21 protein-coding genes are annotated in these 25084 nt (G+C 64.9%); 8 read left to right on the top strand and 13 right to left on the bottom strand.

Going from position 1 to position 25084, the window contains the following annotated elements; genetic code table 11:
* Positions 1 to 96: 96 nt before the first annotated feature.
* Entirely contained in the window at positions 97 to 363 is a 267-nt protein-coding gene (locus ACSVDO_RS10900) for a hypothetical protein (protein ID WP_489592072.1), read from the bottom strand.
* 110 nt (positions 364 to 473) lie between these two features.
* On the bottom strand, positions 474 to 1448 hold the full coding sequence (locus tag ACSVDO_RS10895; protein WP_489592071.1) for a DNA-binding protein: 975 nt from the start codon (positions 1446 to 1448) through the stop codon (positions 474 to 476).
* Positions 1449 to 1564: 116 nt separating this feature from the next.
* On the opposite strand from ACSVDO_RS10895, the gene ACSVDO_RS10890 reads away from it, so the two are divergent.
* From ACSVDO_RS10890 to ACSVDO_RS10875, 4 genes are all read left to right on the top strand, one after another.
* Positions 1565 to 2710 (top strand): site-specific integrase, encoded by a 1146-nt coding sequence (locus tag ACSVDO_RS10890; protein ID WP_489592070.1) that lies wholly within the window; start codon positions 1565 to 1567, stop codon positions 2708 to 2710.
* Between the two features lie 85 nt (positions 2711 to 2795).
* Entirely contained in the window at positions 2796 to 3965 is a 1170-nt protein-coding gene (locus ACSVDO_RS10885) for an AAA family ATPase (protein ID WP_489592068.1), read from the top strand.
* 83 nt (positions 3966 to 4048) lie between these two features.
* A complete protein-coding gene (locus tag ACSVDO_RS10880) occupies positions 4049 to 4522 on the top strand; it encodes a MarR family winged helix-turn-helix transcriptional regulator (protein ID WP_489592066.1) in 474 nt (157 codons plus the stop codon).
* Between the two features lie 29 nt (positions 4523 to 4551).
* Positions 4552 to 4968 (top strand): organic hydroperoxide resistance protein, encoded by a 417-nt coding sequence (locus ACSVDO_RS10875; protein ID WP_332534603.1) that lies wholly within the window; start codon positions 4552 to 4554, stop codon positions 4966 to 4968.
* A 37-nt stretch (positions 4969 to 5005) separates the two neighbouring features.
* Here ACSVDO_RS10875 and bioB read toward each other — a convergent pair whose 3' ends face one another.
* Positions 5006 to 6040 carry a biotin synthase BioB gene (gene bioB / locus ACSVDO_RS10870; RefSeq protein ID WP_489592064.1) on the bottom strand — a complete coding sequence of 345 codons (1035 nt, stop codon included), beginning with the start codon at positions 6038 to 6040 and terminating at the stop codon, positions 5006 to 5008.
* Between the two features lie 361 nt (positions 6041 to 6401).
* On the opposite strand from bioB, the gene chrA reads away from it, so the two are divergent.
* Entirely contained in the window at positions 6402 to 7619 is a 1218-nt protein-coding gene (gene chrA, locus ACSVDO_RS10865) for a chromate efflux transporter (protein WP_489592062.1), read from the top strand.
* A gap of 4 nt (positions 7620 to 7623) precedes the next feature.
* Here the strand turns inward: chrA and ACSVDO_RS10860 are convergent, their stop codons facing one another.
* The 10 genes from ACSVDO_RS10860 to scpA all read right to left on the bottom strand — a co-directional run bounded on the left by ACSVDO_RS10860 (position 7624) and on the right by scpA (position 21138).
* On the bottom strand, positions 7624 to 8094 hold the full coding sequence (locus ACSVDO_RS10860) for a VOC family protein (RefSeq protein ID WP_332534598.1): 471 nt from the start codon (positions 8092 to 8094) through the stop codon (positions 7624 to 7626).
* A gap of 133 nt (positions 8095 to 8227) precedes the next feature.
* Complete coding sequence (locus ACSVDO_RS10855; protein ID WP_332534597.1) at positions 8228 to 8980, bottom strand: enoyl-CoA hydratase; 753 nt, start codon at positions 8978 to 8980, stop codon at positions 8228 to 8230.
* A complete protein-coding gene (locus ACSVDO_RS10850; protein WP_489592060.1) occupies positions 8977 to 10146 on the bottom strand; it encodes a CaiB/BaiF CoA transferase family protein in 1170 nt (389 codons plus the stop codon). Before ACSVDO_RS10850 ends, ACSVDO_RS10855 begins: the two co-directional genes overlap by 4 nt.
* 1 nt (position 10147) lies before the next feature.
* Positions 10148 to 11125, bottom strand: a complete 978-nt coding sequence (locus ACSVDO_RS10845; RefSeq protein ID WP_489592059.1) for a Bug family tripartite tricarboxylate transporter substrate binding protein — start codon at positions 11123 to 11125, stop codon at positions 10148 to 10150.
* Between the two features lie 142 nt (positions 11126 to 11267).
* Positions 11268 to 12149, bottom strand: a complete 882-nt coding sequence (locus ACSVDO_RS10840) for a LysR family transcriptional regulator (RefSeq protein ID WP_489592057.1) — start codon at positions 12147 to 12149, stop codon at positions 11268 to 11270.
* A 77-nt stretch (positions 12150 to 12226) separates the two neighbouring features.
* Positions 12227 to 13960 carry a methyl-accepting chemotaxis protein gene (locus tag ACSVDO_RS10835; protein ID WP_489592055.1) on the bottom strand — a complete coding sequence of 578 codons (1734 nt, stop codon included), beginning with the start codon at positions 13958 to 13960 and terminating at the stop codon, positions 12227 to 12229.
* 250 nt (positions 13961 to 14210) lie between these two features.
* Positions 14211 to 16286: an acetyl-CoA carboxylase biotin carboxylase subunit gene (locus ACSVDO_RS10830; RefSeq protein ID WP_489592053.1), complete on the bottom strand. Its 2076-nt coding sequence runs from the start codon at positions 16284 to 16286 to the stop codon at positions 14211 to 14213.
* A 25-nt stretch (positions 16287 to 16311) separates the two neighbouring features.
* Entirely contained in the window at positions 16312 to 17844 is a 1533-nt protein-coding gene (locus tag ACSVDO_RS10825) for an acyl-CoA carboxylase subunit beta (RefSeq protein ID WP_332536281.1), read from the bottom strand.
* A gap of 76 nt (positions 17845 to 17920) precedes the next feature.
* On the bottom strand, positions 17921 to 18949 hold the full coding sequence (gene meaB / locus ACSVDO_RS10820) for a methylmalonyl Co-A mutase-associated GTPase MeaB (protein ID WP_332536283.1): 1029 nt from the start codon (positions 18947 to 18949) through the stop codon (positions 17921 to 17923).
* Entirely contained in the window at positions 18946 to 21138 is a 2193-nt protein-coding gene (gene scpA, locus ACSVDO_RS10815) for a methylmalonyl-CoA mutase (protein ID WP_489592051.1), read from the bottom strand. Before scpA ends, meaB begins: the two co-directional genes overlap by 4 nt.
* Positions 21139 to 21226: 88 nt before the next feature.
* Between scpA and ACSVDO_RS10810 the strand changes: the two genes are divergently transcribed.
* From ACSVDO_RS10810 to ACSVDO_RS10800, 3 genes are all read left to right on the top strand, one after another.
* Positions 21227 to 21865, top strand: a complete 639-nt coding sequence (locus ACSVDO_RS10810) for a GntR family transcriptional regulator (protein WP_332536284.1) — start codon at positions 21227 to 21229, stop codon at positions 21863 to 21865.
* Positions 21866 to 22068: 203 nt separating this feature from the next.
* Entirely contained in the window at positions 22069 to 23874 is a 1806-nt protein-coding gene (locus ACSVDO_RS10805) for a diguanylate cyclase domain-containing protein (protein WP_489592049.1), read from the top strand.
* A gap of 78 nt (positions 23875 to 23952) precedes the next feature.
* On the top strand, positions 23953 to 24990 hold the full coding sequence (locus ACSVDO_RS10800; RefSeq protein WP_489592047.1) for a tyrosine-type recombinase/integrase: 1038 nt from the start codon (positions 23953 to 23955) through the stop codon (positions 24988 to 24990).
* Positions 24991 to 25084 lie beyond the last annotated feature (94 nt).

Genomic DNA, 25084 nt, shown 5'->3' with positions numbered 1-25084 from the left:
GCGGCGTATTCTCCGCAAAACCACAGCAACTCAACGCATTGGGTCCCTTGGGGGGCTGCACCCTGGCGGGAATGGACGGCCATCAAGCGCTTCTTGCTAGCGCTGTGGACCTTGCGCCTGGTTCGCATACCCCAGGCAGGCGCCCGCGTTGGGTAGGCCCCGGCATTCGCGCAGCAGGCGCTTTTCGCGCTGGGCCGTGGTTTCTGCGCGGCCCAGGGTCTTGCCCTGGGCCTTGGCGCGCGGCACATGGCAGTGAAACTCCTTGTTCCTGGGGTGATGGCAGCCGCTGGCATCGAGTCCGCCGGGCGTGGCCTGGGCCAGGCCGGCAAACAGATGAAGCAGCGCAAGCAAACACAGCCGCATGGTGTCGTTCCTGCAAGGATGGGCGTAAAGCCTAGTCCCCTGCCCTGGCCTGCGCAAGGATAGACAGCGCCGACAAGCGGGAAAATCCCCGCCTGCTCTTCGCGCCTGGCTTATTTGCGCGGCAGATTGCGTGCGCGCTGCGACAATGCGCGCCGCTGCAACGACGGGCTGCCCGAGCGCAGCGGCGGCTTGGCCGCGGCGGCTGCCGGCGCACTCGCCGACTGCGTGGCCAGCAACAAGGCCTTGAGATCGGTCACGCGCTCCTGCGCGGCCTGGGCCGCCTGCTGCGCGCCCAGCAACTGGGTGCGTGCCTGCAGCAGTTCCTCCTCGAGGTGTTGCTGGCGGGTCTGCCATTCGCCCAGCCGCGCTTCCGATTTGCGCTCCTGCTCGGCCTGCGCCTTCTTGGCGCTGGTGACTTCCTGGCGCGCGCGGTCGAGGTCGGTCAGCATGCGGCGCTCGTTGCCCGCGAATTGCTCGGCCAGGCGCTGGCGCTCCTGGGCCGCGGCCTGCAGTTCCTCGCTGTGCTCCTTGCGCTCGATCTCGCGTGCCTTGCCCTGGGCGGCGATTTCCGCGCGCAGGCTGCCCAGCTGGGCTTCGCGGTCCTGGGCCAGCTGCTGCATTTCATCAAGCCGGCGCGACAGCTCCTGGGCCTGGCCCTGGGCCAGCTTCATGGCTTCGTCCATGGCCTGCTTTTGCTGGTGCAGGGCTTTTTCACGCTGCGCCATGTGCTCCAGATCGGCCTCATGCGACAGGCGGCTGGCCTGCAGCGCGGCTTCGCGTTCTTCCAGCGTCTTTTGCGCCGCGGCCACGGCCTCTTGCGTGGCGCTGCTCCACAGCTCCTGCGCCAGGCGCAGAACGTTCTCGGGAACGCTGCCTTGGGGGTTGTCCGATTGGGCCACGCCCAAGCGCTGGCCCAGCGTCGCGAACCAGGATTCGAGCATGGGGCTCACGGTATTGGGCGAGCCGCGGCCAATCTGCTGGCGTACGCGCTCGATCGTGGGGCGCAGCCCCTGGGCCAGCAAGGCGTCGGCTGCGGCCCAGACATCGGCTTCCTGCACGCCGCGCGTGACTTTTGGTGGGTTCATCTTGGCATCCTGCTAGGATTAGTATCGATAATGGATTGTTATCGCGATCTATGAATTATATATGTATTATACGTTATGTATTACATATAAAATAATACAAACACTTGAGTCTTTCCATGCATCCTGATGTTTTTGACCTTGCCCCGCCCTCCTCGGGGAATTCCGGCGCCGAAACGTTCAATGCCCTGCGCGTGGGAGCGGCCGACGAGGCCCTGCCCGCAACCTTGCCCGCACAAGGTCTGGATGAACAGGCGCACCAGGCCATGCGCGACCTGCTGCGTGAAGGTGAGTCGCTCAATACGCGCATCAGTTACCAGAGTGCGCTGCGCTACTGGGCGGCCTGGCATGCGCTGCGCTACGGCCGCCAGATCGCGCTGCCGCTGTCGGTGGACTGCGTGCTGCAGTTCGTCGTCGACCATGCGCAGCGCAGCACGCCGCAAGGCCTGGTCTGCGAATTGCCCGCGGCCATGGACCAGGCGCTGATCGAGGCCGGCTACAAGACGCGAGCCGGCGCGCCCGCGCACAACACGCTGGTGCACCGCGTCTCGGTGCTGTCGAAAGCGCATCAGGTGCGCGACCTCGCCAACCCTTGCCATGACCCGCGCGTGCGCGAGCTGCTGTCGCGCACGCGCAAGGCCTATGCCAAGCGTGGTGCATTGCCGCAAAAGAAGGAGGCGCTGACGCGCGACCTGCTGACCCAATTGCTTGATACCTGCGACGACAGCCTGCGCGGACGGCGCGACCGCGCGCTGCTGCTGTTCGCCTGGGCCAGCGGCGGCCGCCGGCGCTCCGAGGTCGCGGGCGCCGATATGCAGCACCTGCGCCGCCTGGCTTCGGGCGACTATCTCTATACGCTGACCCACTCCAAGACCAATCAGACCGGGGTCGATGCACCCGAGAACCACAAGCCGGTGCTGGGCGCGGCCGCGGTGGCGCTTGAGGCCTGGCTGCAGGCCAGCGGCATCGTGGAGGGTGCGATTTTCCGGCGCATACGCAAGGGCGGACATCTGGGTGAACCGCTGAGCCCGCCCGCGGTGCGCAATATCGTGCGCGAACGCTGTGCGCTCGCGGGCGTGGAAGGCGATTTCTCCGCGCACTCGCTGCGCTCGGGCTTTGTCACCGAGGCCGGGCGCCAGAACGTGCCGCTTTCCGACACCATGGCCATGACGGGGCATCAGAGCGTGGCCACGGTCATGGGCTACTTCCGCGCCGAATCCGCGCTGGGCAACCAGGCGGCGCGCATGATGGAGGGCAAGGAGTAGGTCCGGCGCTATTCAGAGGAGGTGCTGGTCAATTCGCATGAATTATTCAATAATAATAATTATTCAAATTGGATAATTGACAATAATGAGTTACTTCCGTCGTCAAGCCCTGGCAGAGCAGATGGCCAGGCAACTGCTGCGTCCTGGCATTCTCGACCAGGGGCTGCGCTCGGGCCTGTTCCTGTCTGGCTCGCGGCGCACGGGCAAGACCACGTTCCTGCAGCAGGATCTGATGCCCGCGCTCGAAGCCCACGATGCGGTCGTGATCTATGTGGACCTGTGGTCCGACACCCATGCCGAGCCCGGCGCGCTGGTACACGCAGCGATTCGCAATGCGCTGCAGGAGTTGCAGACGCCGGCGTCCAGTGTGCTTGCGCGGCTGGCGCGCATCAAGGGGCTCGATGTGGAGGCGCTGGGCGTCAAGTTCGGCTTCGAGCTCGCCGACCTGGGCACCAAGTCCGGCCCACCCCTGGCCCAGGCGCTGATGGAAGTCGTCGACAAGGCCAAAACCCATGTGGTGCTGATCGTCGATGAAGTGCAGCAGGTGCTGGCGACCGAACAGGGGGCGCAGCTGATGCTTGCGCTCAAGGCCGCGCGCGATGCGATCAATCCCCGGCCCGACACGCCCGGGTACTTTCTTTTCATAGGCACGGGCTCGCACCGCGCTCAGGTGGCCAGCCTGACGCTGCAAGGCAAGCAGGCGTTTGCCGGAGCGACTTCGCTCAGCTACCCCACGCTGGGCGACGACTATGTCGAATACCTGCTCGATGCCGTTCACGCGGAAGGCGCGAAAGTGCCGAGTCTCGCGGTCGCGGTAGCGGCCTTCGAGACCCTGGGCCACCGGCCCGAAGAACTGCTGCGCGCCTTGCGCATGGTCCAGCAATACGTGGCGGCGCAGGTCGATACCTTCTTCCCCGTGATCGCGCTGACGCTCAAGAGCGCGTCGGCGGATGTGGAGCTGCGCAAGATCGAAGACCTGGGAATGCTGGCCATGGCCGTCTTCGAGCGGGTGGTTGCAGACGAGGAAGGCGTGCGCGGATTGTTTTCCGCCGAATCCGTGAGCGCCTACAGCGCCGTGGTCGGCCACTATGTCACGACCGACCAGGTCCAGCGTGTCGCAGACGAGCTGCGCAATGCCAACATCATCATGCGCAAGAGCCACGGCGTGTACTGCGTGACCGACCCGTTCGTGCGCCGTGCCTGGCTCGCGCACAAGGCGCAGCCAGGCGCGGTGCGCCCGCCTGTTGCGCCCTGAGGGCGGCAGCTGCCGACCCTTCTGTCTGCAGGTTCTTTGGAAATTAAATTGTGTGCAATTCAATTGTGCATAACAATGCACCCATGCCCAACGCACTTGTGTCTTCCAGCAGCGATGCTCTCCAGCTCGACAACCAGCTGTGCTTTGCGCTGTACTCCGCTTCGTTGGCGACGACCAAGCTCTACAAGCCGCTGCTCAAGCCCTGGGGGCTGACCTATCCGCAATATCTGGTGATGCTCTCGCTCTGGGAAAAGGACGACTGCATGGTCTCTGAACTGGGCGATCGCCTGTTTCTTGATTCCGGCACACTCACTCCGCTGCTCAAGCGCATGGAAAGCGCGGGCTGGCTGCAACGCCAGCGCGACAGTGCGGATGAACGCCGGGTGCGCGTGGTCCTGACCGAGGCCGGCCGCGCGCTGCGCGAAAAGCTTGCCGGCATTCCTGACTGCATGCTGCAACAAAGTCCGTGCACCCTTTCCGAGCTGCAGGCCCTGCGCCTGCAACTCCAGCAATGGCGCGACCATCTGGTTGCGCTGATCCCTCCCGCTTCCCATTGAAGCGTCTTCACTTTTCAGGAGTTCACCCCATGGCATCGCTCGACAAAGTTCTCTACACCGCCCGCACCCACACCACCGGTGGCCGCGATGGCGCTTCCAGCAGTGACGACGGCCGCCTGGACATCAGCCTGTCCTCGCCCGGCGGCGCGGGCAAGGGCACCAACCCCGAGCAGCTGTTTGCCGCCGGCTACTCCGCCTGCTTCATCGGCGCGCTCAAGGCCGTGGCCGCGCGCCAGAAAGTGACGCTGCCCCAGGATCTGGCGATCGACGCCGAAGTCGACCTCGGCCCCGTGGGCCAGGCCTTTGGCATCGCCGTGCGCCTGAACATCTCGCTGCCCGGCATGGACAAGGCCCAGGCCCAGGAACTGGTCGACACCGCCCACCAGGTCTGCCCCTACTCCAACGCCACGCGCGGCAATATCGACGTCACGCTGACGCTGGCATAAAGCCAGGCGCTGCGCGCGCCTGTCCCGCTGTTGCGATTCAGACTGGGCTGCGGCGAACCCGCATGCCCAGTTTTTGCAGCAGCTGGTTGTCGGCATCGACTTCGGGGTTACCGGTCACCAGCAGCTTGTCGCCATAAAAGATGGAGTTCGCGCCGGCCAGGAAGCACAGGGCCTGAACGGCCTGCCCCATTTGCTGGCGCCCGGCAGACATGCGCACCCGGGCTTTGGGCATGGTGATGCGGCAGGCCGCGATCACGCGCACGAAATCCAGAGGGTCCACGGGTGGGCTGTCGGCCAGCGGCGTTCCGGGAACGGCCACCAGGCTGTTGATAGGCACCGACTCGGGATAGGGCTTGAGATTCGCCAGTTGGGCAATCAGCCCGGCGCGGTGCACGGGCGCCTCGCCCATGCCCACGATGCCGCCGCAGCACACGCTGATGCCGGCCGCGCGCACCGCGCTCAAGGTATCGAGCCGGTCCTGGTAGCTGCGCGTGCTGACCACGTCGGTGTAGTACTCGGGCGCGGTGTCGAGGTTGTGGTTGTAGTAGTCGAGGCCGGCTTCCTTCAATGCCGTGGCCTGGTGGCTTTGCAGCATGCCCAGCGTCGCGCAGGTCTGCATTCCCAGCCCCTTGACGGTTTCAATCAGCAGCGCCATTTTCTCGATATCGCGGTCCTTGGGCGCGCGCCAGGCCGCGCCCATGCAAAAGCGCGTCGCCCCCGCATCCTTGGCGGCCTGGGCCGCGGCGCGCACTTCATCGACGCCCATGAGCTTTTGCGCGCTGACGCCGGTGTCGAACTCCGCGGCCTGGGGGCAATAGCCGCAGTTCTCGGGGCAGCCCCCGGTCTTGACCGACAGCAGGGTTGCCAGTTCCATGTCGCCTTCGGGCCAGTGTTCGCGGTGAACAGATTGCGCGCGGTGCAGCAGGTCGAGAAAAGGCAGGTCCAGCAACTGCTGCACGGCTTCTTCGCTCCATTCGTCCATTTCGGCCCGGCGGACGGCCGGGGAGCAAACCGGTGGGTGGAAATTCAGCGTGTGCGCTGCTGTGGGGGCAGACGGGTTCAAAACAGGCATGGAAACAACTCCTGGATCAGGCTGCTGGCGAAGGCTGGCAGTCCATGGCAGCGATTGTGGGAGGCGAAATCCACTGCACTGCGCCTCACGCCCCAAAATAAATCGACTAAAAACGATGCCTGCAAATGCGCGCAAATTCGGCTATTTTTAAAGGCAAATAAGTGTATTTGAGGATGAATTGCCAACCCTGTGAATTGTCGTCGCCATGCTGCGCGCAACATACGCCAACTGCGCCCAAAACGGCCTGGACCATCCCGGCGTTTGCCGGCAACCCGTGTCATTGGCGCGCGCTATGCTGTCGCCTCACACCCCAGCGCCCGGGTTTTCGCGGGCATTCACCGGTTTTCATGGTCTCAGCCTGATGTCTTCCCTGCCGCCCCAGCCCCAAGCACCCGCGCGCCCTGGTCGCGCAGCCAATGTCGCCCAAGTCTTTTTCGCTTTTCTGAAGCTGGGGCTCACGGCTTTCGGCGGGCCTACGGCCCATCTGGCCTACTTTCGCGCGGAATTCGTCGAGCGTCGGCGCTGGATCGATGACGCCGGCTATGCCGATCTGGTCGCGCTATGCCAGTTCCTGCCAGGCCCGGCCAGCAGCCAGGTCGGCTTTGCGCTGGGTCTGGGGCGCGCGGGCTGGCCCGGTGCGCTGGCCGCCTGGCTGGGTTTCACCTTGCCTTCGGCGCTGGTGCTTATCCTGTTTGCGTTCGGCATACAGCAATGGGCCTGGCTGGCGACATCGGGAGCGGTGCATGGATTGAAGCTGGCCGCGGTCGCCGTGGTCGCGCATGCGGTCTGGGGCATGGCGCGCGCGTTGTGCCCGGATCGTCCCCGGGCCGGGTTGGCGATAGCCGCAGCGCTGCTTGCGCTGGCAATTCCTTGGGCGCTGGGACAGGTTGCGGCCATTGCCGCGGCCAGCGTCGCCGGCCTGCTGTGGCTACGGCTGCCAGCGCAACCGATACCCACGCCGCGCGCCGCTGGCCTGGGCCAGAAGGCCGGCGCGATGCTGTTGCTGGTGTTCGCCCTGCTTTTGCTGTGGTCGATGGCGGTGATGGCCACGCCTTCGCTGTCGGCGCAGTTTGCCGCGTTCTACCAGGCGGGCGCGCTGGTGTTTGGCGGCGGCCATGTGGTGCTGGCGCTGCTGCAGGCGGCGGTGGTGCCGCCGGGCTGGATCAGCAACGACGCCTTCATTGCCGGCTACGGCCTGGCCCAGGCCGTGCCCGGTCCGCTGTTCACTTTTGCCGCCTATCTGGGCGCCTTGATGCCAGCGCCTCTAGGCGGCTGGGCAGGCGGGCTGCTGTTGCTCGTCGCCGTATTCCTTCCCGGACTGCTGCTGGTCGCGGGCGCATTGCCTTTCTGGGAATCGCTGCGCCGCCGGCCCAGGGTGCAGCGCGCCATGGCAGGAGCGAATGCCGCCGTGGTCGGACTGCTGCTGGCCGCGCTTTACGACCCGCTGTGGACCAGTGCCATTCATTCCCGCCTGGATTTCGCCATTGCGCTGGCGGCGTTCGGCCTGCTGGCCTGGGGCCGGCAGTCGTCGCTGCGCGTGGTGGCGCTGTCGGCCCTGGCGGCCTGGCTGCTGGCTTGAAAACTCAGCCCAGCGCCGCGATCACGTCCGCGGGCGCCTGCACCAGTTCGATTAGCACGCCTTCGCCCGCAATGGGAAATTCGTCATTGCTTTTGGGGTGCAGAAAACAGATGTCGTAGCCCGCAGCGCCCGCTCGAATGCCGCCGGGCGCGAAACGCACGCCCTGCGCGGTGAGCCATTCGACTGCGAGCGGAAGGTCGTCAATCCACAGGCCGATATGGTTGAGCGGCGTGGTGTGGACCGCGGGCTTCTTGTCCAGATCCAGCGGCTGCATGATGTCGACTTCGACTTTCATCGCGCCGCGGCCCATGGACAGGATGTCTTCGTCGACGTTCTCGCGCTCGCTCTGGAAGGTGCCGGTCTGCTCCAGGCCGAGCATGTCGACCCAGAGTTTCTTCATGCGGTTCTTGTCGGTGCCGCCAATGGCGACCTGTTGAATGCCCAAGACCTTGAATGGGCGCTGCGCTGCAGTCATGTTGCTCCTTGTATTTTTCTGAAGTTCGGCCCTCGCGGGCTCACTCGCCATTCTCGGAGAAAAGCCGGCCCCAGTCCCGGCGCGCAGCCAGAAAAAAACCGCCTTGGCAGGCGGTTCGTGGCAAGTGCGGGGCTCAGCGCTTGAGAAACCCGGCCACTCCCTGGCGAAAGGCCTGGCTGCCATAGACCGCGTGCACCAGATCGTCGTCTTCGAGGCTTTGCTCGATGACGATGCGCCGAATGCTTTCCTTGACGGCCGCCTGGGTCACGCCCGACAGCGCCATCAGCCGTTCGGCCAGCGCGTTCGCGCGTTCGCCCAGTTGATCGGCCGCGCAGGCTGCGTAGACAAAGCCGCAGGCCAGGGCTTCGGCAGCGTCGATGTACTCGGCCAGCAGCAGCATCTTCTTGACACGCGGCACGCCCAGGGCGGCCTGCAGCCGCGCGATATTGCGCGAAGACAAGGTGTTGGACAGCGTCTTGGCAATCGGCGCGCCAAAGCGCGCGCCTTCGGTGCACAGGCGAAAGTCGCAGGCCGTGGCCAGCGCCAGGCCGCCACCCACGGCCCAGCCGTCGATCACGGCAATGGTCGGCACGGCAATGCGCTCCACGCTGTCTATGACCTTCTCGACAAAGGCCTCATAGGCGATGCCCTGCTCTCCCCGCGTGAAATCGGCGAAATGCGCGATGTCCGTGCCCGAGATGAAGGACTTGCCGCCCGCGCCGCGAAACACGATGGCGCGCACCTGGGGATTGCGCGCGCATTCGGCAATGCATTCGAGCAGCGACTCGTACATCGCCTGCGTCATGGCGTTGTGGCGCTCGGGACGCGCTATGGTGATATGCGCCGCGCCCGAAGGCGCGATGCGCAGTTGGACCAGTTCGTTCATGCGGAGAGTGCGTAGATTTCAGCCATGATTTCCTCGTTGTGCTCGCCCAGCAGCGGTGGATGGCGGCGCACCTGCTGCGGCGTGCCCAGCATCTTCACGGGAAAGCCGATGTTCTTGACCTTGCCTTCGATAGGATGGTCGATCTCCATGCACATCTTGCGGTGCGTGCCGTGCTCGCCTTCAAACGCCTGCGGGTAGGTCAGCAGCGGGCCGGCCGGAATGCCGGCTTCAAGCATGGTGTCGACCCAGTCCTCGCTGTCGCGCTGGGCAAAGCTCTTTTCGAGCTCCTCGATCAGCGCTTCGCGGTGTTTCAGGCGCAGCGCCACGGTGGCGTAATCCGCGTGCTCGACCAGGTCGGGGCGTTGCAGCAGCGCGCACAGCTTGGCCCAGAGCTTCTGGTTGGTTGCGCCCATGACGAAGTAGCCGTCGCGCGCCTTCACCGCCTGGTAGGGCGCGCTCATCTTGTTGCTGGTGCCCAGCGGCGATGGCGGCACGCCCGTGCCCCAGTAGTCGGACATGTCCCAGATCGAGAATGCCATCGCCGAATCAAACAGCGAGGCATCGATATGCTGGCCCTGGCCCGACTTCTGCGCGCCGATGTAGGCCGCGAGCAGGCCATAGGTGGCAAACAGCGCGCAGCCTATGTCGGCCACGGGAACGCCCGCCTTGACCGGCTTTTCACCCTTGTAGCCGGTGACGCTCATCACGCCCGACATGGCCTGGGCCATGAGGTCGAAGCCCGGGCGCGTGGCCCAGGGTCCGCTCTGGCCAAAGCCCGAAATGCTCACATAGACGATCTTGGGATTGATCTTGCGAATCGTCTCGTAGTCGATCTTCATGCGCTGCACGGCGCCGGGGCGGTAGTTCTCGACAATCACGTCCGCGGTCTCGGCGAGCTTGTAGAAGAACTCGCGCCCTTCGTCGCTCTTGAGGTCCAGCGTCAGCGAACGCTTGTTGCGGTTCATGTTGAGAAAGCCCATGCTGTCGGGGCCCTTCATCTTGAAGCCCATGGCGCCGCGCGTCTGGTCGCCCGTGGGCGGCTCGACCTTGATCACGTCGGCGCCGAGATCGGCCAGCAGCATGCAGGCAAACGGGCCGGCCATGACCTGGCTCACATCGAGAACGCGAATGCCCTGCAGCGGCAGTTGGGGGGTGGTCTGGCTCATTTCAGCTCTCCTCGGTCACTTTGGCAAGGCGAACGACCTCGCCCCATTTCTTGTACTCGGTGGCCATGAAGGCCGCGAATTTCTCCACCGAACCGCCGCCGTCCTCGACGCCGAAGCTATCGAAACGCGCCACCACGTCCGGCATGGCCAGCACCTTGTTGACATCGGCGTTGATGCGCCTGGCCAGGTCCTTGTGCATGTCCTTGGGGCCTACAAGCCCGTACCAACTGGAAGCGTCAAAGCCCTTGAAGCCCTGCTCGTCCATGGTCGTGACTTCGGGGAAGCCCTTGGCGCGGCTCACGCGGGTCTGGGCAATGGCGTTCATCTTCCTGGCCTTGACCTGGGCCGTGGCCGCGGTCATGGTGTCGAAGCTGAAATCGATCTGGCCGCCTATCAGGTCGGTCTGCATAGGGCCCGAGCCCTTGTAGGGAACGTGAATGGTCTGCACGCCCGCTGCCATGTTGAACATTTCGGCGGCCAGGTGCTGGACCGAGCCCGTGCCCGACGAGCCGAAGCTGATCTTGCCCGGGTTCTTCTTGCACAACTCGACGACTTCCTTGACGCTTGCATAGCTGTTCTTGTGGCTGGTCACGAGGATGTGCGGCGTCGCGCCTATCAGCACGATGGGCGCGAAGTCCTTGAGCGGGTCATAGGTGATGCTCTTGAAGATCTGGGGCGAGATCGCATGCGTGTTGACATGCGCCATCAGCAGCGTCAGGCCATCATGGAAGCGGGTCTTGGCGAAATAGTCGGCGGCCAGCGCGCCAGTCGCGCCGGGCTTGTTCTCGACAATCACCGAACGGCCCCACAGGTCCGTGAGCTTCTGGCCCACGATGCGCGCAAACACGTCGGTGCCGCCGCCCGGGGCCCAGCCCACCAGGATTTTCACCGGGCCCTTGGGCAGATCGGCGGCATTGGCCAGGGCCCAGGGCGCGGCCACTGCAGCTGCGCTGCCGGCCAGGAATTCGCGTCGCTTCATCTTGTCTCCTGCGTTTTGTTTGCTGCAATGCTCGCCGAGCGCGCCAGCAGCGGCAAGAACGCATCAAGCATGCCTGGGTTCGTGTTTTGCGAAACCCAGCCGCGTTGAACCAACAAAAATACGAGGAAACCCTGGCTGAAAGCTACTTCAGCAGCTGCGAGACGACATTGCGCAGCGTCTGCTCCTGGGCCCTACCCTGCACGCTGGCCAGCACATAGGTGCGCTGGTGCCAGTCGCCGGCCAGCGCCACATGGCCTATCGCGGGCTCGGGGTGCAGGCTCGCAAGCACGTCCGGCGGCATCAGTCCCACGCCCAGGCCATGCCGCACCAGTGCCAGCATGGTGTCGAAGCCGCTCACGGTGAGGTGCCGGCCCATGGCCCGGCCCCGGCTCTGGTGCAGGCGCTGCAGGCTCGCGAGCACGGCCGAGCCCTGGCCCAGGCTGACCAGCGGGCAGTCAAGCAGCGGGTCGGCTTCAAGCGGCTCTGCGGCAAACGAAAAATGTGCGCGGCTGTAGACCGCGACCAGTTCGTCCGAGCGGTAGTCGAACTTCTCCACATCGATGAAACCGCTTTTCTTCTCGAAGATACCTATGTCTATGACCTTGTCGCGCAGCAGCTGCTGGATGATGCGGCTGTTCTCTTCGATGATGTGCAACGTGATCTGCGGATACCGGGCGCGCACCTGGGCCAGGTCGCTGGCAAGGAATTCGATGATGGCCGCCTTGGGCGCGCCGATGATGATGCGTCCGTCCTGGCCTTCGCGCATTGCGTGGGCGTCGTCGGCCAGGCGCGTGATCAGGCTGTCGATCTGGTGAATGTGGGCCAGCAGCTTGGTGCCCGACTCGGTGACCTTGACGCCATGCGGCACGCGCTTGAACAGCGGCGTGCCCAGCTGGCGCTCCAGGTCGGTGAGCCGCTTGGAGGCCGCGGCCACGGCCAGCTGCAGCTTGTCGGCCGCGCGCGAGATGCTGCCTTCCTCGGCGACGGCCAGGGCCAGCTGGACCGTGAGGGTGTCGATTTTCATGCGGACATTATCAAATGCCGTGCTGCCGCGGCATTGTCGCGGCGTGCCTGCACCGGCAAGCACGCCTCAATGCACGGCTAGAAGCTTTCCCACTCGCCCTCGGCCTTGGCCGCGGGGCGCACCGCCGGCGCAGCGGCGCTGACGCGCATGGCCGCCGTCGGTGCCAGGCGTGGCGGCGATGCGGGCCGGGCCGCGGCCACCTTCCTGGGCGCTGGCGTCGCCGCTCTTGCGGGCTGCAGCGCCGGCGCCGCGGCCTTGGCCGCTGCGCCGCCCACATTGAACACCGCCACCACCTGTGACAGGCGCTGCGCCTGATCGCGCATGGCCGTGGCGGCTGCGCTCGATTCTTCCACCAGCGCCGCGTTCTGCTGCGTCATCTGGTCCAGATTGGCCACCGCCTGGTTCACCTGTCCTATGCCGTCGCGCTGTTCGGTCGACGAGGCCGTGATTTCGCCTATCAGGTCCGATACGCGGCGCACGCTGCTGACGATCTCTTCCATGCTGCGGCCCGCGTGCGCGACCTGCGCCGAGCCGGTCTCCACGTTCTCCACCGAGGCGCCTATGAGCTGCTTGATCTCCTTGGCGGCCTCGGCGCTGCGCTGCGCCAGGCTGCGCACTTCCGATGCGACCACGGCAAAGCCCCGGCCCTGCTCGCCTGCGCGCGCGGCTTCCACGGCCGCATTGAGCGCGAGGATGTTGGTCTGGAAGGCGATGGAGTCGATCACGCCGATGATGTCGTTGATCTTGCGCGAGCTGTCGGTGATCTGCTGCATGCTGTGCACCACCTGACCGACCACTTCGCCGCCGCGCTCCGCGGCCTGGGCAGCGGTGGACGCCAACTGGTTGGCCTGGCGCGCGGTGTCGGCCGATTGGGTCACGGTGGCCGTCAGCTGCTCCATGCTGGCAGCCGTTTCCTCGAGGTTGGCGGCGGTCTGCTCGGTGCGTGCCGACAGATCCTGGTTGCCGGTGGCGATCTGCGTCGATGCCGAAGACACCGATTCGACACCCGAGCGCACTTCCGTCACCACGCCGCGCAGGCGCGCGGCCATGGCCGACAGCGACTGCAGCAGATGGCCCAGTTCGTCCTTGCGGTCATCGCGCACTTCGATCGTCAGGTCGCCATCCGTGATGGCATCGGTCAGACGCACGGCCTGCTCCAGCGGCCGGGTGATGGAGCGCACGGTCAGCGCGACCAGGCCTATGCCCAGCAACATCACCACGGCGGCGACCGCTTCCGCAATCCAGCGCGCCACTGCATTGCGCTCAACTGCGTCGGCCTTGATCTGGTCGCGCTGGCGCTGCTGCAGCGAGATGAACGCTTCCTGCGCCGCGATGTAGCTCGCCACCGCAGGCAGCAGCCTGTCGTTGACCACGCGCTGGGCACCTTCCACGTCACCGGCGCTGCGCGTCTTCTGCGCCTGGGCGACGAGATCGAGCACGATCACGCGCGCGGCAGCCACGCGCTCCAGTTGGACCTTGTCTTCGGGCGAGTCGGCGCCGTCGACAATCTGCTTTTGCACCGCCGATACGGCCTGGATCGAGGTCTTGAGTTGCGGCTGCAGCCGCTGGCTGAGCAACTCATCGGTGGTGATCGCGCCTATCACCACGCGCTCGACGGCCAGCTCGGTCATGCCTTTCCAGCGCAGCGCCAGGGAAATGCGGTCCTCCTCGGCCTGGACCTCCTGCGCCGTTTGTGCATTGAGTTGCACCGTGATCACGTAAAGGCCTGTGCCCAGGGCCAGCAGGGACAGCATGAGACCCAGAATGGTCGTCCAGAGCTTGCTGGCGACCGAAAGATTGTTGAAGTGCATAAAAGATCAGTGGGGAAGACCAAAGGGAAAAGTGCGAGAGATCGATGCTTTTCGGGCCGTGAATACCGCCTAAAAAAATAGCATGCTTTTGCTTACACCTTTGCCCAAGGCACCCCCCTGAGCACTGCGTTTGTGTCAGGTATATGACTTGTCTATCGTGTCCGAGGGCGGGGAAAGCGGACCGGGGCCACGCCATGTGCATTGGCGTGGCCCCGGCAGGCGGCCCTGGGCGAAAGCCGCAGGGCGGAATTCAGACGAATTCGAGGATCACCTCGTCCACGGCCAGCGAATCGCCCTTGCTGGCGCTGATCTTGCCGACCACGCCGTCCTGCGTGGCAAACAGGATGTTTTCCATCTTCATGGCTTCGATCACGGCGAGCTTCTCGCCCGCCTGCACTTTCTGGCCTGGCTGCACGGCGATGTCGATCAGCAGCCCCGGCATGGGCGACAGCAGGAACTTCGACAGATCGGGCGGTGCCTTGTAAGGCATGAGCTGGTGCAGCTCGGCGCCGCGCGGCGACAGCACCAGGGCTTCGATCTGCGTGCCGTTGTGCGCAATGCGCAGGGCCAGCGGGTTCTTGCCCGTGCCGCGTTCGATCTGCACGGTGAATGGCTGGCCGTTGACCAGGCCTGCAAGGCGCGCGTCGCGCAGATGGCTGTCGCTGCTGATCTCGTAGACGCGGTCGGCTGATACCTGCTCGCCGCCCGCGCCATGCACCGTGACCTTGCTCGCATGGCGCGCCAGGTCGAAGTCCTCGACGCGCACCGCCGCGTGCTGGTTGCGGCCTTCGGCGCCCAGCGTGACCACGGCGTAGTCGATGCCCAGCTGCAGTTCATGGCCTTGCATCTGACCGGTGATGGTCGAGGCGCGCTCGCGGTAGCGGCGGTTCATGTAGGCCGCGAGGGCCACGAGGAACTGCGGATCGCTGTGCGGCACGTCCTCGGCATGGAAGCCGCCCGCGTAGTGCTCGGCGATGAAGCCGGTGTTGAAGTCGCCCGCAATGAACTTGGGGTGGGCCAGCAGCGCGGCCTGGAACGGGATGTTGGAGCTGATGCCGCGGATCACGAAGCCGTTGAGCGCTTCGCGCATCTTGGCGATCGCCTCGTTGCGGTCCTTGCCGTGCACGATGAGCTTGGCGATCATCGAATCGTAGTACATCGGAATTTCGCCGCCTTCGTAGACGCCGGTGTCGACGCGCACGCCATGCAGGTGCTCGGTATCGCCCTGCCACATGGTCTGCTGCGGCGGCTGGAAGCGCACCAGCCGGCCCGTGGACGGCAGGAAGTTGCGGAATGGATCCTCCGCGTTGATGCGGCACTCTATGGCCCAGCCGTCGCGGCGCACGTCAGCCTGGCCGAAAGCCAGCTTCTCGCCGGCCGCGACGCGAATCATCTGCTCTACCAGGTCCAGGCCGGTGATGGCTTCGGTCACGGGATGCTCGACCTGCAGCCGGGTGTTCATTTCCAGGAAGTAGAACGACTGGTCCTTGCCGACCACGAACTCGACCGTGCCCGCGCTCTGGTACTGCACGGCCTTGGCCAGCGCCACGGCCTGGGCGCCCATGGCCGCGCGTGTCTCCTCGGAGATGAACGGCGACGGCGCTTCCTCGATCACCTTCTGGTGGCGGCGCTGGATCGAGCATTCGCGCTCGTTGAGAAACACCACGTTGCCATGGGCGTCGCCCAGCACCTGGATCTCGATGTGGCGCGGCTCCTCGACGAATTTCTCGATGAACACGCGGTCGTCGCCGAAGCTGTTGCGTGCCTCGTTCTGGCAGCTCGCAAAGCCGTCAAACGCTTCCTTGTCGTTGAACGCCACGCGCAGGCCCTTGCCGCCGCCGCCGGCGCTGGCCTTGATCATCACGGGATAGCCTATGCCGCGCGCGATTTCCACGGCCTGCTCGGCGCCCGCGATCGCGTCGTTGTAGCCGGGAATGGTGTTGACCTGGGCTTCGGCTGCGAGCTTTTTCGAGGCGATCTTGTCGCCCATGGCGGCAATCGCATGGTGCTTGGGGCCGATGAAGACGATGCCTTCTTCTTCCACGCGCTTGGCGAAGGCTTCGTTTTCGCTCAGGAAGCCGTAGCCCGGGTGCACGGCCTGGGCGCCGGTCTGCTTGCAGGCAGCGATGATGCGGTCGGCGAGCAGATAGGACTCGCGGCTGGGCGCGGCACCGATGTGCACGGCCTCGTCGGCCAGCTGCACATGGCGCGCATCCTTGTCGGCATCGGAATACACGGCCACGGTGGCGATGCCCATCTTGCGGGCGGTGGCGATCACGCGGCAGGCGATTTCGCCGCGGTTGGCAATCAGAATCTTGGTGAACATGATGGATTTCCTGGCGCTGTCGTTCTTAGAGCGGAATGTTGCCGTGCTTGCGCCACGGGTTCTCGAGCTGCTTGTTCTGCAGCATCGTCAGGCTGCGGCAGATTCGCTTGCGCGTCTCGTGCGGCAGGATCACGTCGTCGATGAAGCCGCGTGCGCCGGCGACAAACGGGTTGGCAAAGCGCGCCTTGTACTCGGCTTCGCGCGCGGCGAGCTTTTCGGGGTCGTTCTTGTCCTCGCGGAAGATGATCTCCACCGCGCCCTTGGCGCCCATCACGGCAATCTCGGCCTGGGGCCAGGCCAGATTCACGTCGCCGCGCAGGTGCTTGGAGGCCATCACGTCGTACGCGCCGCCATAGGCCTTGCGCGTGATGATGGTGATCTTGGGCACCGTGGCCTCGGCATAGGCGTAGAGCAGCTTGGCGCCATGCTTGATGATGCCGCCGTACTCCTGGCTGGTGCCGGGCATGAAGCCGGGAACATCGACAAACGTCAGAACCGGAATGTTGAACGCATCGCAAAAGCGCACGAAGCGCGCGGCCTTGATCGAGCTCTTGATGTCCAGGCAGCCGGCAAGCACCAGCGGCTGGTTGGCCACGATGCCCACGGTCTGGCCGGCCATGCGCGCGAAGCCGATCAGTATGTTCTTGGCGTAGTCGGGCTGCAGCTCGAAGAAGTCGCCGTCGTCCACGGTCTTGGCGATCAGCTCCTTCATGTCGTAGGGCTTGTTCGGGTTCTCGGGCACCAGCGTGTCGAGCGAGCGGTCGGCGCGGTCGGACGGATCGGTGGTGGCGCGCAGCGGGGCCTTCTCGCGGTTGTTCAGCGGCAGGTAGTTATAGAGGCGGCGCAGCATCATCAGCGCTTCGACATCGTTGTCGAATGCCATGTCGGCGACGCCGCTCTTGGTCGTATGCGTGACGGCGCCGCCCAGTTCCTCGGCCGTGACTTCCTCGTGCGTCACGGTCTTGACCACCTCGGGGCCGGTCACGAACATGTACGACGAGTCTTTCACCATGAAGATGAAGTCGGTCATCGCCGGCGAATACACCGCTCCGCCCGCGCAGGGGCCCATGATCATGCTGATCTGCGGCACCACGCCGCTGGCCAGCACGTTCTTCTGGAACACGTCGGCGTAGCCGCCCAGGCTGGCCACGCCTTCCTGGATGCGTGCGCCGCCCGAATCGTTGAGGCCGATCACCGGCGCGCCGACCTTCATTGCCTGGTCCATGACCTTGCAGATCTTCTCGGCATGGGTTTCGCTCAGAGCGCCGCCAAACACCGTGAAGTCCTGGCTGTAGACAAACACCAGCCGGCCGTTGATCATGCCGTAGCCCGTGACCACGCCATCGCCCGGAATCTTGTTGTCCTGCATGCCGAAATCGGTGCAGCGGTGCTCGACGAACATGTCCCATTCCTCGAACGTGCCGTCGTCGAGCAGCAACTCTATGCGCTCGCGCGCCGTGAGCTTGCCCTTGCCGTGCTGCGCGTCAATGCGCTTTTGACCACCGCCGAGTCGCGCCAGTGCGCGCTGTTTCTCGAGTCGCTCCAGAATGTCCTGCATGATGCTCGTCTTTCTTGCTGAGTCGTCGCGCGGCACGGAGGCACGCGCGCTTCTTGGGGATGGATGACTGCGTGCCCTATTGTGGCGCGCGGGAATGTGGAACCTGTGACTGTGCGGCCAGCAGATTGCGTGCCGCGGTCGATGCGGGCAGCCGGCCTTCGGCCACGGCCGCCAGCGTCTGCGGCAGCAGCGCCTGTACTTCGGGGTGGGAGCGAAACGCCTGCTTGAGGCCGGCGTCCACGCGTTCCCACATCCAGGCCAGCGACTGCTTTTCGCGGCGCGAGACCAGCCGGCCATTGGCCGTCTGCATCTCGCGGAACTGCTGCACCGCCTGCCAGAACGCTTCCACGCCCTGGCCCAGCAGCGCGCTGATCTGCAGCACGCGCGGCTGCCACAGCGCGCCATGCGTGGCGTGATCGGGGTTGCCATGCATGCCCAGCAGGCGCAGGCTGGAGGTGATCTGGGCTTGGGCGCGCGTGGCCGCGTTCTTGTCGATGTCGGCCTTGTTGATGACCACCAGATCGGCCAGCTCCATCACACCCTTCTTGATCGCCTGCAGGTCGTCGCCCGCATTGGGCAGTTGCAGCAGCACGAACATGTCGGTCATGCCGTTGACCGCGGTCTCGCTCTGGCCCACGCCCACGGTCTCGACAATCACCACGTCGTAGCCCGCGGCCTCGCAGACCAGCATGGCCTCGCGCGTCTTCTCGGCCACGCCGCCCAGCGTTCCGCTCGCGGGGCTGGGCCGGATGTAGGCCTGGGGATGGACCGACAGATGCTCCATGCGCGTCTTGTCGCCCAGGATCGATCCGCCCGATACCGAGGACGAGGGATCGATCGCCAGCACCGCGACGCGCAGGCCCTGCCCGATCAGGTACAGGCCCAGGGTTTCAATGAAGGTCGACTTGCCCACGCCCGGCACGCCGCTGATGCCCAGCCGGAACGCCTTGCCCGTATGGGGCAGCATCGTGGTGAGCAGCGCATCGGCTTGCGCGCGGTGGTCGGCGCGTGTCGATTCGAGCAGGGTGATCGCCTTGGCGATCGCCCGGCGCTGCACGGCCGCACTGCCGTGCAGAATGCCTTCGAGCAACTCGGAAGGGCTCATGCCACGGCAGCCTTGCGGATCTGTTCGAGCACGTCCTTGGCGCTGGCCGGAATCGGCGTTCCCGGGCCGTAGACGCCCTTGACGCCGGCCTGGAACAGGAATTCATAGTCCTGCGCCGGCACCACGCCGCCGACGAACACGATGATGTCGTCCGCGCCCTGGGCCTTGAGCTCGGCAATGATGGCCGGCACCAGCGTCTTGTGGCCGGCGGCGAGCGTGGACACGCCCACGGCATGCACGTCGTTCTCGATGGCCTGGCGCGCGCACTCCTCGGGTGTCTGGAACAGCGGGCCCATGTCGACGTCGAAGCCCAGGTCGGCAAACGCCGTGGCGACGACCTTGGCGCCGCGGTCATGCCCGTCCTGGCCCAGCTTGGCGATCATCACGCGCGGGCGCCGGCCCAGTTCCTCGGCCAGCGCATTGATTTCGGTCTTGAGCTTGTCCCAGCCTTCGGCCGAGTCATAGGCCGCGGCATAGACGCCGGTGACCTTCTGCGTGTCGGCGCGATGGCGGCTGTAGACCTTTTCCAGCGCATCGCTGACTTCGCCCACCGTGGCGCGCAGGCGCACGGCCTGGATGGCAAGGTCCAGCAGATTGCCTTCGCCGCTTTCGGCGGCTGCGGTCAGCGCGTCCAGCGCCTGCTGCACCTTGGCCGTATCGCGCTCCTTCTTGATCTTGTTGAGCCGCTCGATCTGGCCGTCGCGCACTTTGACGTTGTCGATCTCCAGAATGTCGATGGGATCTTCCTTGGCGAGCTTGTACTTGTTGACGCCAACGATAACGTCCTTGCCCGAGTCGATGCGCGCCTGCTTCTCGGCAGCCGCAGCTTCGATCTTGAGCTTGGCCCAGCCGCTGTCCACGGCCTGGGTCATTCCGCCCATGGCTTCGACTTCCTCGATGATGGCCCAGGCCGCATCGGCCATGTCCTGGGTCAGCTTCTCCATCATGTACGAGCCGGCCCAGGGGTCGATCACGCTGGGAATATGCGTTTCTTCCTGGATGATCAGCTGGGTGTTGCGCGCAATGCGCGAGGAGAATTCGGTGGGCAGCGCGATGGCTTCGTCGAAGCTGTTGGTGTGCAGCGACTGCGTGCCGCCGAACACCGCGGCCATGGCCTCGATGGTGGTGCGCACCACGTTGTTGTAGGGATCCTGCTCGGTCAGCGACCAGCCCGAGGTCTGGCAGTGGGTGCGCAGCATCAGGCTCTTGGGGTTCTTGGCGCCAAACTCCTTCATGATGCGGCACCACAGCAGGCGCGCGGCGCGCATCTTGGCGATCTCCAGATAGAAGTTCATGCCGATCGCCCAGAAGAACGACAGCCGGCCCGCGAACGCGTCGACATCCATGCCCTTGGCCGTGGCGGTCTTCACGTATTCCTTGCCGTCGGCCAGCGTGAACGCCAGTTCCAGCGCCTGGTTGGCGCCAGCTTCCTGCATGTGATAGCCCGAAATCGAGATCGAGTTGAACTTGGGCATGTTCAGGCTCGTGTACTCGATGATGTCGCCGATGATGCGCATCGACGGCTTGGGCGGATAGATATAGGTGTTGCGCACCATGAATTCTTTGAGAATGTCGTTCTGGATCGTGCCCGAGAGCTGATCCTGGCGCACGCCCTGCTCTTCGGCCGCGACGACATAGCCGGCCAGCACCGGCAGCACCGCGCCGTTCATGGTCATCGAGACCGACACCTTGTCGAGCGGAATCTGGTCGAACAGCACCTTCATGTCTTCGACCGAGTCGATGGCCACGCCGGCCTTGCCCACGTCGCCCGTGACGCGCGGGTGGTCGGAGTCGTAGCCGCGGTGCGTGGCCAGATCAAATGCCACCGACACGCCCTGGCCGCCCGCGGCCAGCGCCTTGCGGTAGAAAGCGTTGGACTCTTCCGCGGTGGAGAAGCCCGCGTACTGGCGAATGGTCCAGGGACGCACCGCATACATGGTGGCCTGTGGCCCGCGCAGATAGGGCTCGAAACCGGGCAGCGTGTTGGCATGCGGCAGATCAGCGCTGTCTGCGGCGGTATAGAGCGGCTTGACGGTGATGCCGTCGGGCGTGATCCAGTTCAAGGCCTGCACATCGCCGCCAGGCGCGGATTTGGCTGCCGCCTTGGCCCAGGCGCCCAGGTCGGCGGGGGCGAATTCAGGAGTGTCGGCATTCGCCACGCTTTGGCGCATATCTGTAGGCTTGTCCATCAGTGAGACCACGGTAGGTTGTGACCGAAAGAGTGTACATGATTCATAATTATTGATTCAAAATAATCCAGGCTACAATTCACCATTCATGTCAGTGATTACCCTAGCCCCCTCCGCTCTCTACCAACAGGTGGCCGAGCAACTGCGCCAACGCATCTTTCAGCATGTGCTCGAGCCTGGTGCCTGGATTGACGAACTCAAGATCGCCGAGGAATTCGGCATCAGCCGCACGCCGCTGCGTGAAGCGCTCAAGGTGCTTGCGGCCGAAGGGCTGGTGACGATGAAAGTGCGCCGCGGCGCCTATGTAACCGAAGTCTCGACCAAGGATGTGCGCGACGTCTATCACCTGCTGGCGCTACTGGAGAGCGACGCGGCGGCCGCGGTGGCGGCAACCGCCACCGATGACGAACTCGCTGCGCTCAGCGCCCTGCACGCTGATCTGGTTGCGCACAAAAGCAACGCTGAACAATTCTTTGCAATCAACGAACGCTTCCATATGCGCCTGCTGGCGCTGGCCAACAATCGCTGGTCCGACCAGGTGGTTGCCGACCTGCGCAAGGTCATGAAACTCAACCGCCACAAGTCGCTGTTCCGCCAGGGGCGCATAGAGGAATCGCTCAGGGAGCATGCGCAGATCCTGCAGGCGCTGCTCGATCGCCAGCCCGAGCAAGCGCGCGCGGCGATGCAGCAGCACTTCTCCAACGGTCTCACGGCAGCCGTGCTTTGAACGGTGCATTCCTGCAACGCGCGCCGCGCCTGTTACGCAAGGTAACTGAAGAATGCTATAAATCAAGCAGTGGATGACAGGTAAACAGCAGGAAGTTCACCCGGCATGAGGTTTCGCCTTCTTTAGCGGCGTGTCACTGACCAGCTATTCCGGGAGCCGTGTCATTCGGATCGCATTCGCGCTGCAATCTGAGGGCCTTCATCATGCTGGACGGTTTTTTCCTCAGCGACGCAAGTCCGGCACAGTTGCTCCAAGGTCGTAGCAACGCCGGGCTGGTCGTGCTGTCCGTGCTGATCGCCATCATCAGCGCCGCAGTATGTCTGCGCCTGGCGGGTATAGCACAGGCCACCAAAGGCGCGACGCAACAGGCGGCCCTGCTCGCGGGCAGCCTGGTGCTGGGCAGCGGCATCTGGGCCATGCATTTCGTCGGCATGCTGGCCTTCGATCTGTGCCTGACTATCAATTACGACCTGAATCTTTCGCTGATCTCCATGGTTCCCAGCCTGCTGGCATCGTGGATCGCGCTGCGCATCCTCTCGCGGCCGCGCCCAGCGCTGTCCTCGCTGCTGCTAGGTGGTTTCTGCGTGGGCGTGGGCATAGGGGCAATGCATTACAGCGGCATGGCATCCATGCGCATGGCGCCGCTGCTGCGTTATGACCCGTTCTGGTTCGCGGCGTCGCTGGGGGTCGCGGTGGTGCTGGCCACGCTTGCGCTGTGGATACGCTTTGCGCTGCGCGACCGTCTTAGCCCGGCACTGAACTGGTCATCCGAAACCATTAAGGCAGTGTCGGCGCTGGTCATGGGGGGCGCAATTTCGGGCATGCATTACACCGCCATGGCGGCTGCGCGCTTCGTCGGCACGCCTGACATGGTCGAAGGCCCGGGCGCCGGGGGCGCGCGCTTCCTGGCGATGACCGTGGCCTTCGCCGCGCTCGCGGTGATCGGCCTGATCGGGCTGCTGATGGGCTTGCTGCGCTATCGCGCGCTGTGGCGGCGCGTGGAGTCGAACGAGCAGCGTCTGCAGTCACTGCTGAGCGAGCGCAAGAGAATCGAGTCCCGCCTGCGCGTTGCGGCCAGCGTGTTCGAGCACGGCTATGAAGGTTTCATGGTGCTGGACGCGCATTTTCGCGTGACCGACATCAACCATGCCTACCAGCGCATGAGCGGCTTCTCCAAGAGCCACTGTGTGGGCCGCACGCTCGAGGACCTCTACGGACCCCTGGTGCTGGGTCAGACATTCGATTCGGTGCAGCAGATCGTCGCCGCGACCACGCATTGGCAAGGCGAGATCGAAGCCATGGATGCGGGCGGCATCAACGCCGTGCACCGCATCTCGATTTCTGCGGTGCTGGACGAGCGCAAGCGCATACAGCACTACATCGTCGTCATCAGCGATGTGACGCAGGAGAAATCGCACGAGCGTGAGCTCGAGCAGATCGCGCTCTACGACAGCCTGACCGGCCTGCCCAACCGCCGCCTGCTCAACGACCGCCTGGCCCAGGCCATCCATGCGGCCACCCGCCAGAAAACGCTACTTGCCGTGCTGTACCTCGACCTCGACGGATTCAAGCAGGTCAACGACCTGATGGGCCACGCGGACGGCGACCTGCTGCTGTGCGAACAGGGCCGGCGCATCCGTGCTGAACTGCGCGGCGACGACACGGCCGCACGCATAGGCGGCGATGAAATGGTGTTGCTGCTGGGCGACTGGAACGAAATGCACCAGGCCGAGGCGACCATTGCGCGGCTGCTCGAAGCCATTGCGCGTCCCGTGGCCCTGCCGCGCGGCACGGTGCGTGTCACCGCAAGCATTGGCATGAGCGTCTTTCCGCTGGACGCGCAACTGCCCGAGGAACTGCTCGAGCAGGCGGACCAGGCCATGTACGACGCCAAGCAATGCGGCAAGAACCAGTATCGGCGTTTCCGCAGCGCGCCAACCCCGGAGACGGGCAAGGAACTCGTGCGCCTGGACGCTACCGATTGCGCGCAGCCCGCACCCACCGCCTGATGCGCCGCGCTGGGCGCTGATTCCACTGCGACAATAGCCGCGTCTGTTCAGTCTCCTGTCGCCGCGACCAGGTCCGCCATGTCCACCTCTGCCCTTCCCGATTCCAGTCCCACTGCCCGGCCCAGCGCCGAAGGCCTGTTCGACCACTGGCTGCAGGCGCGCGCCAGCGATCCCTGGTCGCCGTTGACCGCCCAGGCCGCCAAGCCCTACCGCTTCATCTGGGGAGCCTGGAGCAAATTTCTGCTGGCCCATCTCGATGCCCAGGGACAGAAGGTGGCGGCGCTGGCCTGGAACGAGGCCAGCGCCGTGCAGGTGCTGCACTTCATCAACCATATCCCGCAGACCGCTAAGGGCCGCAAGGTCAGCGACATCACGCGGCGGCGCTACTGGCGCGTGCTCGACCGCATCTACGACCACGCATTGCTGATGGGCTGGATAGAGATCAATCCCGTGCATGCGGTCGCCGCCGCCGAGCGCCCGCCCAGCGAGGATCCCAAGGGCGCTATCCTCTCGGATGCGATGTGGCAAGCCGGCATTGCCCACATTCCTCCAGGTGCCGATCTGGTGGGCGCGCGCGACCGCGCGGTGCTGATGCTGCTGTTCGAGCTGGGCCTGGCGCCCGAGGAACTGCGCATGTTGCGCATGGACAACCTGCTCTACAGCACGCCCCAAGGAGACAGCGGCGAGACGCAGATCATAGGCGTGCATATAGAAGGGTTGCGCGACAACCAGCAGCGCAAGCTGTCGATCAGCACGGCGCTGGCGCGCGGCCTGGCCCACTGGCTGCGCGCGCGCGCGCAATACCCCGCGATGCAAGGCGAAGTTTCGCTTTTTTGTTCGCGCAAATCGCGCACGCTGTCGAACCATACGCTGCTGCACCTGGTCACCAAGACGCTGTCCGAAGCCGCACAATCGGCGGGCCTGCCCACGCCCGCCCGGCTGGGGCCGCAGATCGTGCGCAACACGGCCATCGTTCGCTGGCTCAATGCCGGCATGTCTCTGGCCGATGTCGTTGAGCGCGCCGGGCTCAAGAACGTCAATGGCCTGCTGCATCTGCGCGATCTGGTCAGCGATGAAGCCCGGGCCGCGCTGTCGCAGCGCGCAAGATCGTTCTAGCGCTTGTAAAGCCTATGCGCGCTGCTGAGCCGGCAGGCTGCCCCCCTGCTTGATTACTCGCTGCAATGCAGCGCAGTAGAAATTGATGATTGGT

Source organism: Comamonas sp. DB36, from assembly GCF_057914905.1.
The sequence above is the reverse complement of the archived record's forward strand: the minus strand, read 5'-3'. Positions and strand labels throughout refer to the sequence as shown.

What these genes read in the sequence shown, in the direction of transcription:
- ACSVDO_RS10900 (WP_489592072.1), bottom strand. Translation starts at nt 363, where the DNA reads ATGCGGCTGTGTTTGCTTGCGCTGCTTCATCTGTTTGCCGGCCTGGCC.
- ACSVDO_RS10895 (WP_489592071.1), bottom strand. Translation starts at nt 1,448, where the DNA reads ATGAACCCACCAAAAGTCACGCGCGGCGTGCAGGAAGCCGATGTCTGG.
- ACSVDO_RS10890 (WP_489592070.1), top strand. Translation starts at nt 1,565, where the DNA reads ATGCATCCTGATGTTTTTGACCTTGCCCCGCCCTCCTCGGGGAATTCC.
- ACSVDO_RS10885 (WP_489592068.1), top strand. Translation starts at nt 2,796, where the DNA reads ATGAGTTACTTCCGTCGTCAAGCCCTGGCAGAGCAGATGGCCAGGCAA.
- ACSVDO_RS10880 (WP_489592066.1), top strand. Translation starts at nt 4,049, where the DNA reads ATGCCCAACGCACTTGTGTCTTCCAGCAGCGATGCTCTCCAGCTCGAC.
- ACSVDO_RS10875 (WP_332534603.1), top strand. Translation starts at nt 4,552, where the DNA reads ATGGCATCGCTCGACAAAGTTCTCTACACCGCCCGCACCCACACCACC.
- bioB (WP_489592064.1), bottom strand. Translation starts at nt 6,040, where the DNA reads ATGCCTGTTTTGAACCCGTCTGCCCCCACAGCAGCGCACACGCTGAAT.
- chrA (WP_489592062.1), top strand. Translation starts at nt 6,402, where the DNA reads ATGTCTTCCCTGCCGCCCCAGCCCCAAGCACCCGCGCGCCCTGGTCGC.
- ACSVDO_RS10860 (WP_332534598.1), bottom strand. Translation starts at nt 8,094, where the DNA reads ATGACTGCAGCGCAGCGCCCATTCAAGGTCTTGGGCATTCAACAGGTC.
- ACSVDO_RS10855 (WP_332534597.1), bottom strand. Translation starts at nt 8,980, where the DNA reads ATGAACGAACTGGTCCAACTGCGCATCGCGCCTTCGGGCGCGGCGCAT.
- ACSVDO_RS10850 (WP_489592060.1), bottom strand. Translation starts at nt 10,146, where the DNA reads ATGAGCCAGACCACCCCCCAACTGCCGCTGCAGGGCATTCGCGTTCTC.
- ACSVDO_RS10845 (WP_489592059.1), bottom strand. Translation starts at nt 11,125, where the DNA reads ATGAAGCGACGCGAATTCCTGGCCGGCAGCGCAGCTGCAGTGGCCGCG.
- ACSVDO_RS10840 (WP_489592057.1), bottom strand. Translation starts at nt 12,149, where the DNA reads ATGAAAATCGACACCCTCACGGTCCAGCTGGCCCTGGCCGTCGCCGAG.
- ACSVDO_RS10835 (WP_489592055.1), bottom strand. Translation starts at nt 13,960, where the DNA reads ATGCACTTCAACAATCTTTCGGTCGCCAGCAAGCTCTGGACGACCATT.
- ACSVDO_RS10830 (WP_489592053.1), bottom strand. Translation starts at nt 16,286, where the DNA reads ATGTTCACCAAGATTCTGATTGCCAACCGCGGCGAAATCGCCTGCCGC.
- ACSVDO_RS10825 (WP_332536281.1), bottom strand. Translation starts at nt 17,844, where the DNA reads ATGCAGGACATTCTGGAGCGACTCGAGAAACAGCGCGCACTGGCGCGA.
- meaB (WP_332536283.1), bottom strand. Translation starts at nt 18,949, where the DNA reads ATGAGCCCTTCCGAGTTGCTCGAAGGCATTCTGCACGGCAGTGCGGCC.
- scpA (WP_489592051.1), bottom strand. Translation starts at nt 21,138, where the DNA reads ATGGACAAGCCTACAGATATGCGCCAAAGCGTGGCGAATGCCGACACT.
- ACSVDO_RS10810 (WP_332536284.1), top strand. Translation starts at nt 21,227, where the DNA reads ATGTCAGTGATTACCCTAGCCCCCTCCGCTCTCTACCAACAGGTGGCC.
- ACSVDO_RS10805 (WP_489592049.1), top strand. Translation starts at nt 22,069, where the DNA reads ATGCTGGACGGTTTTTTCCTCAGCGACGCAAGTCCGGCACAGTTGCTC.
- ACSVDO_RS10800 (WP_489592047.1), top strand. Translation starts at nt 23,953, where the DNA reads ATGTCCACCTCTGCCCTTCCCGATTCCAGTCCCACTGCCCGGCCCAGC.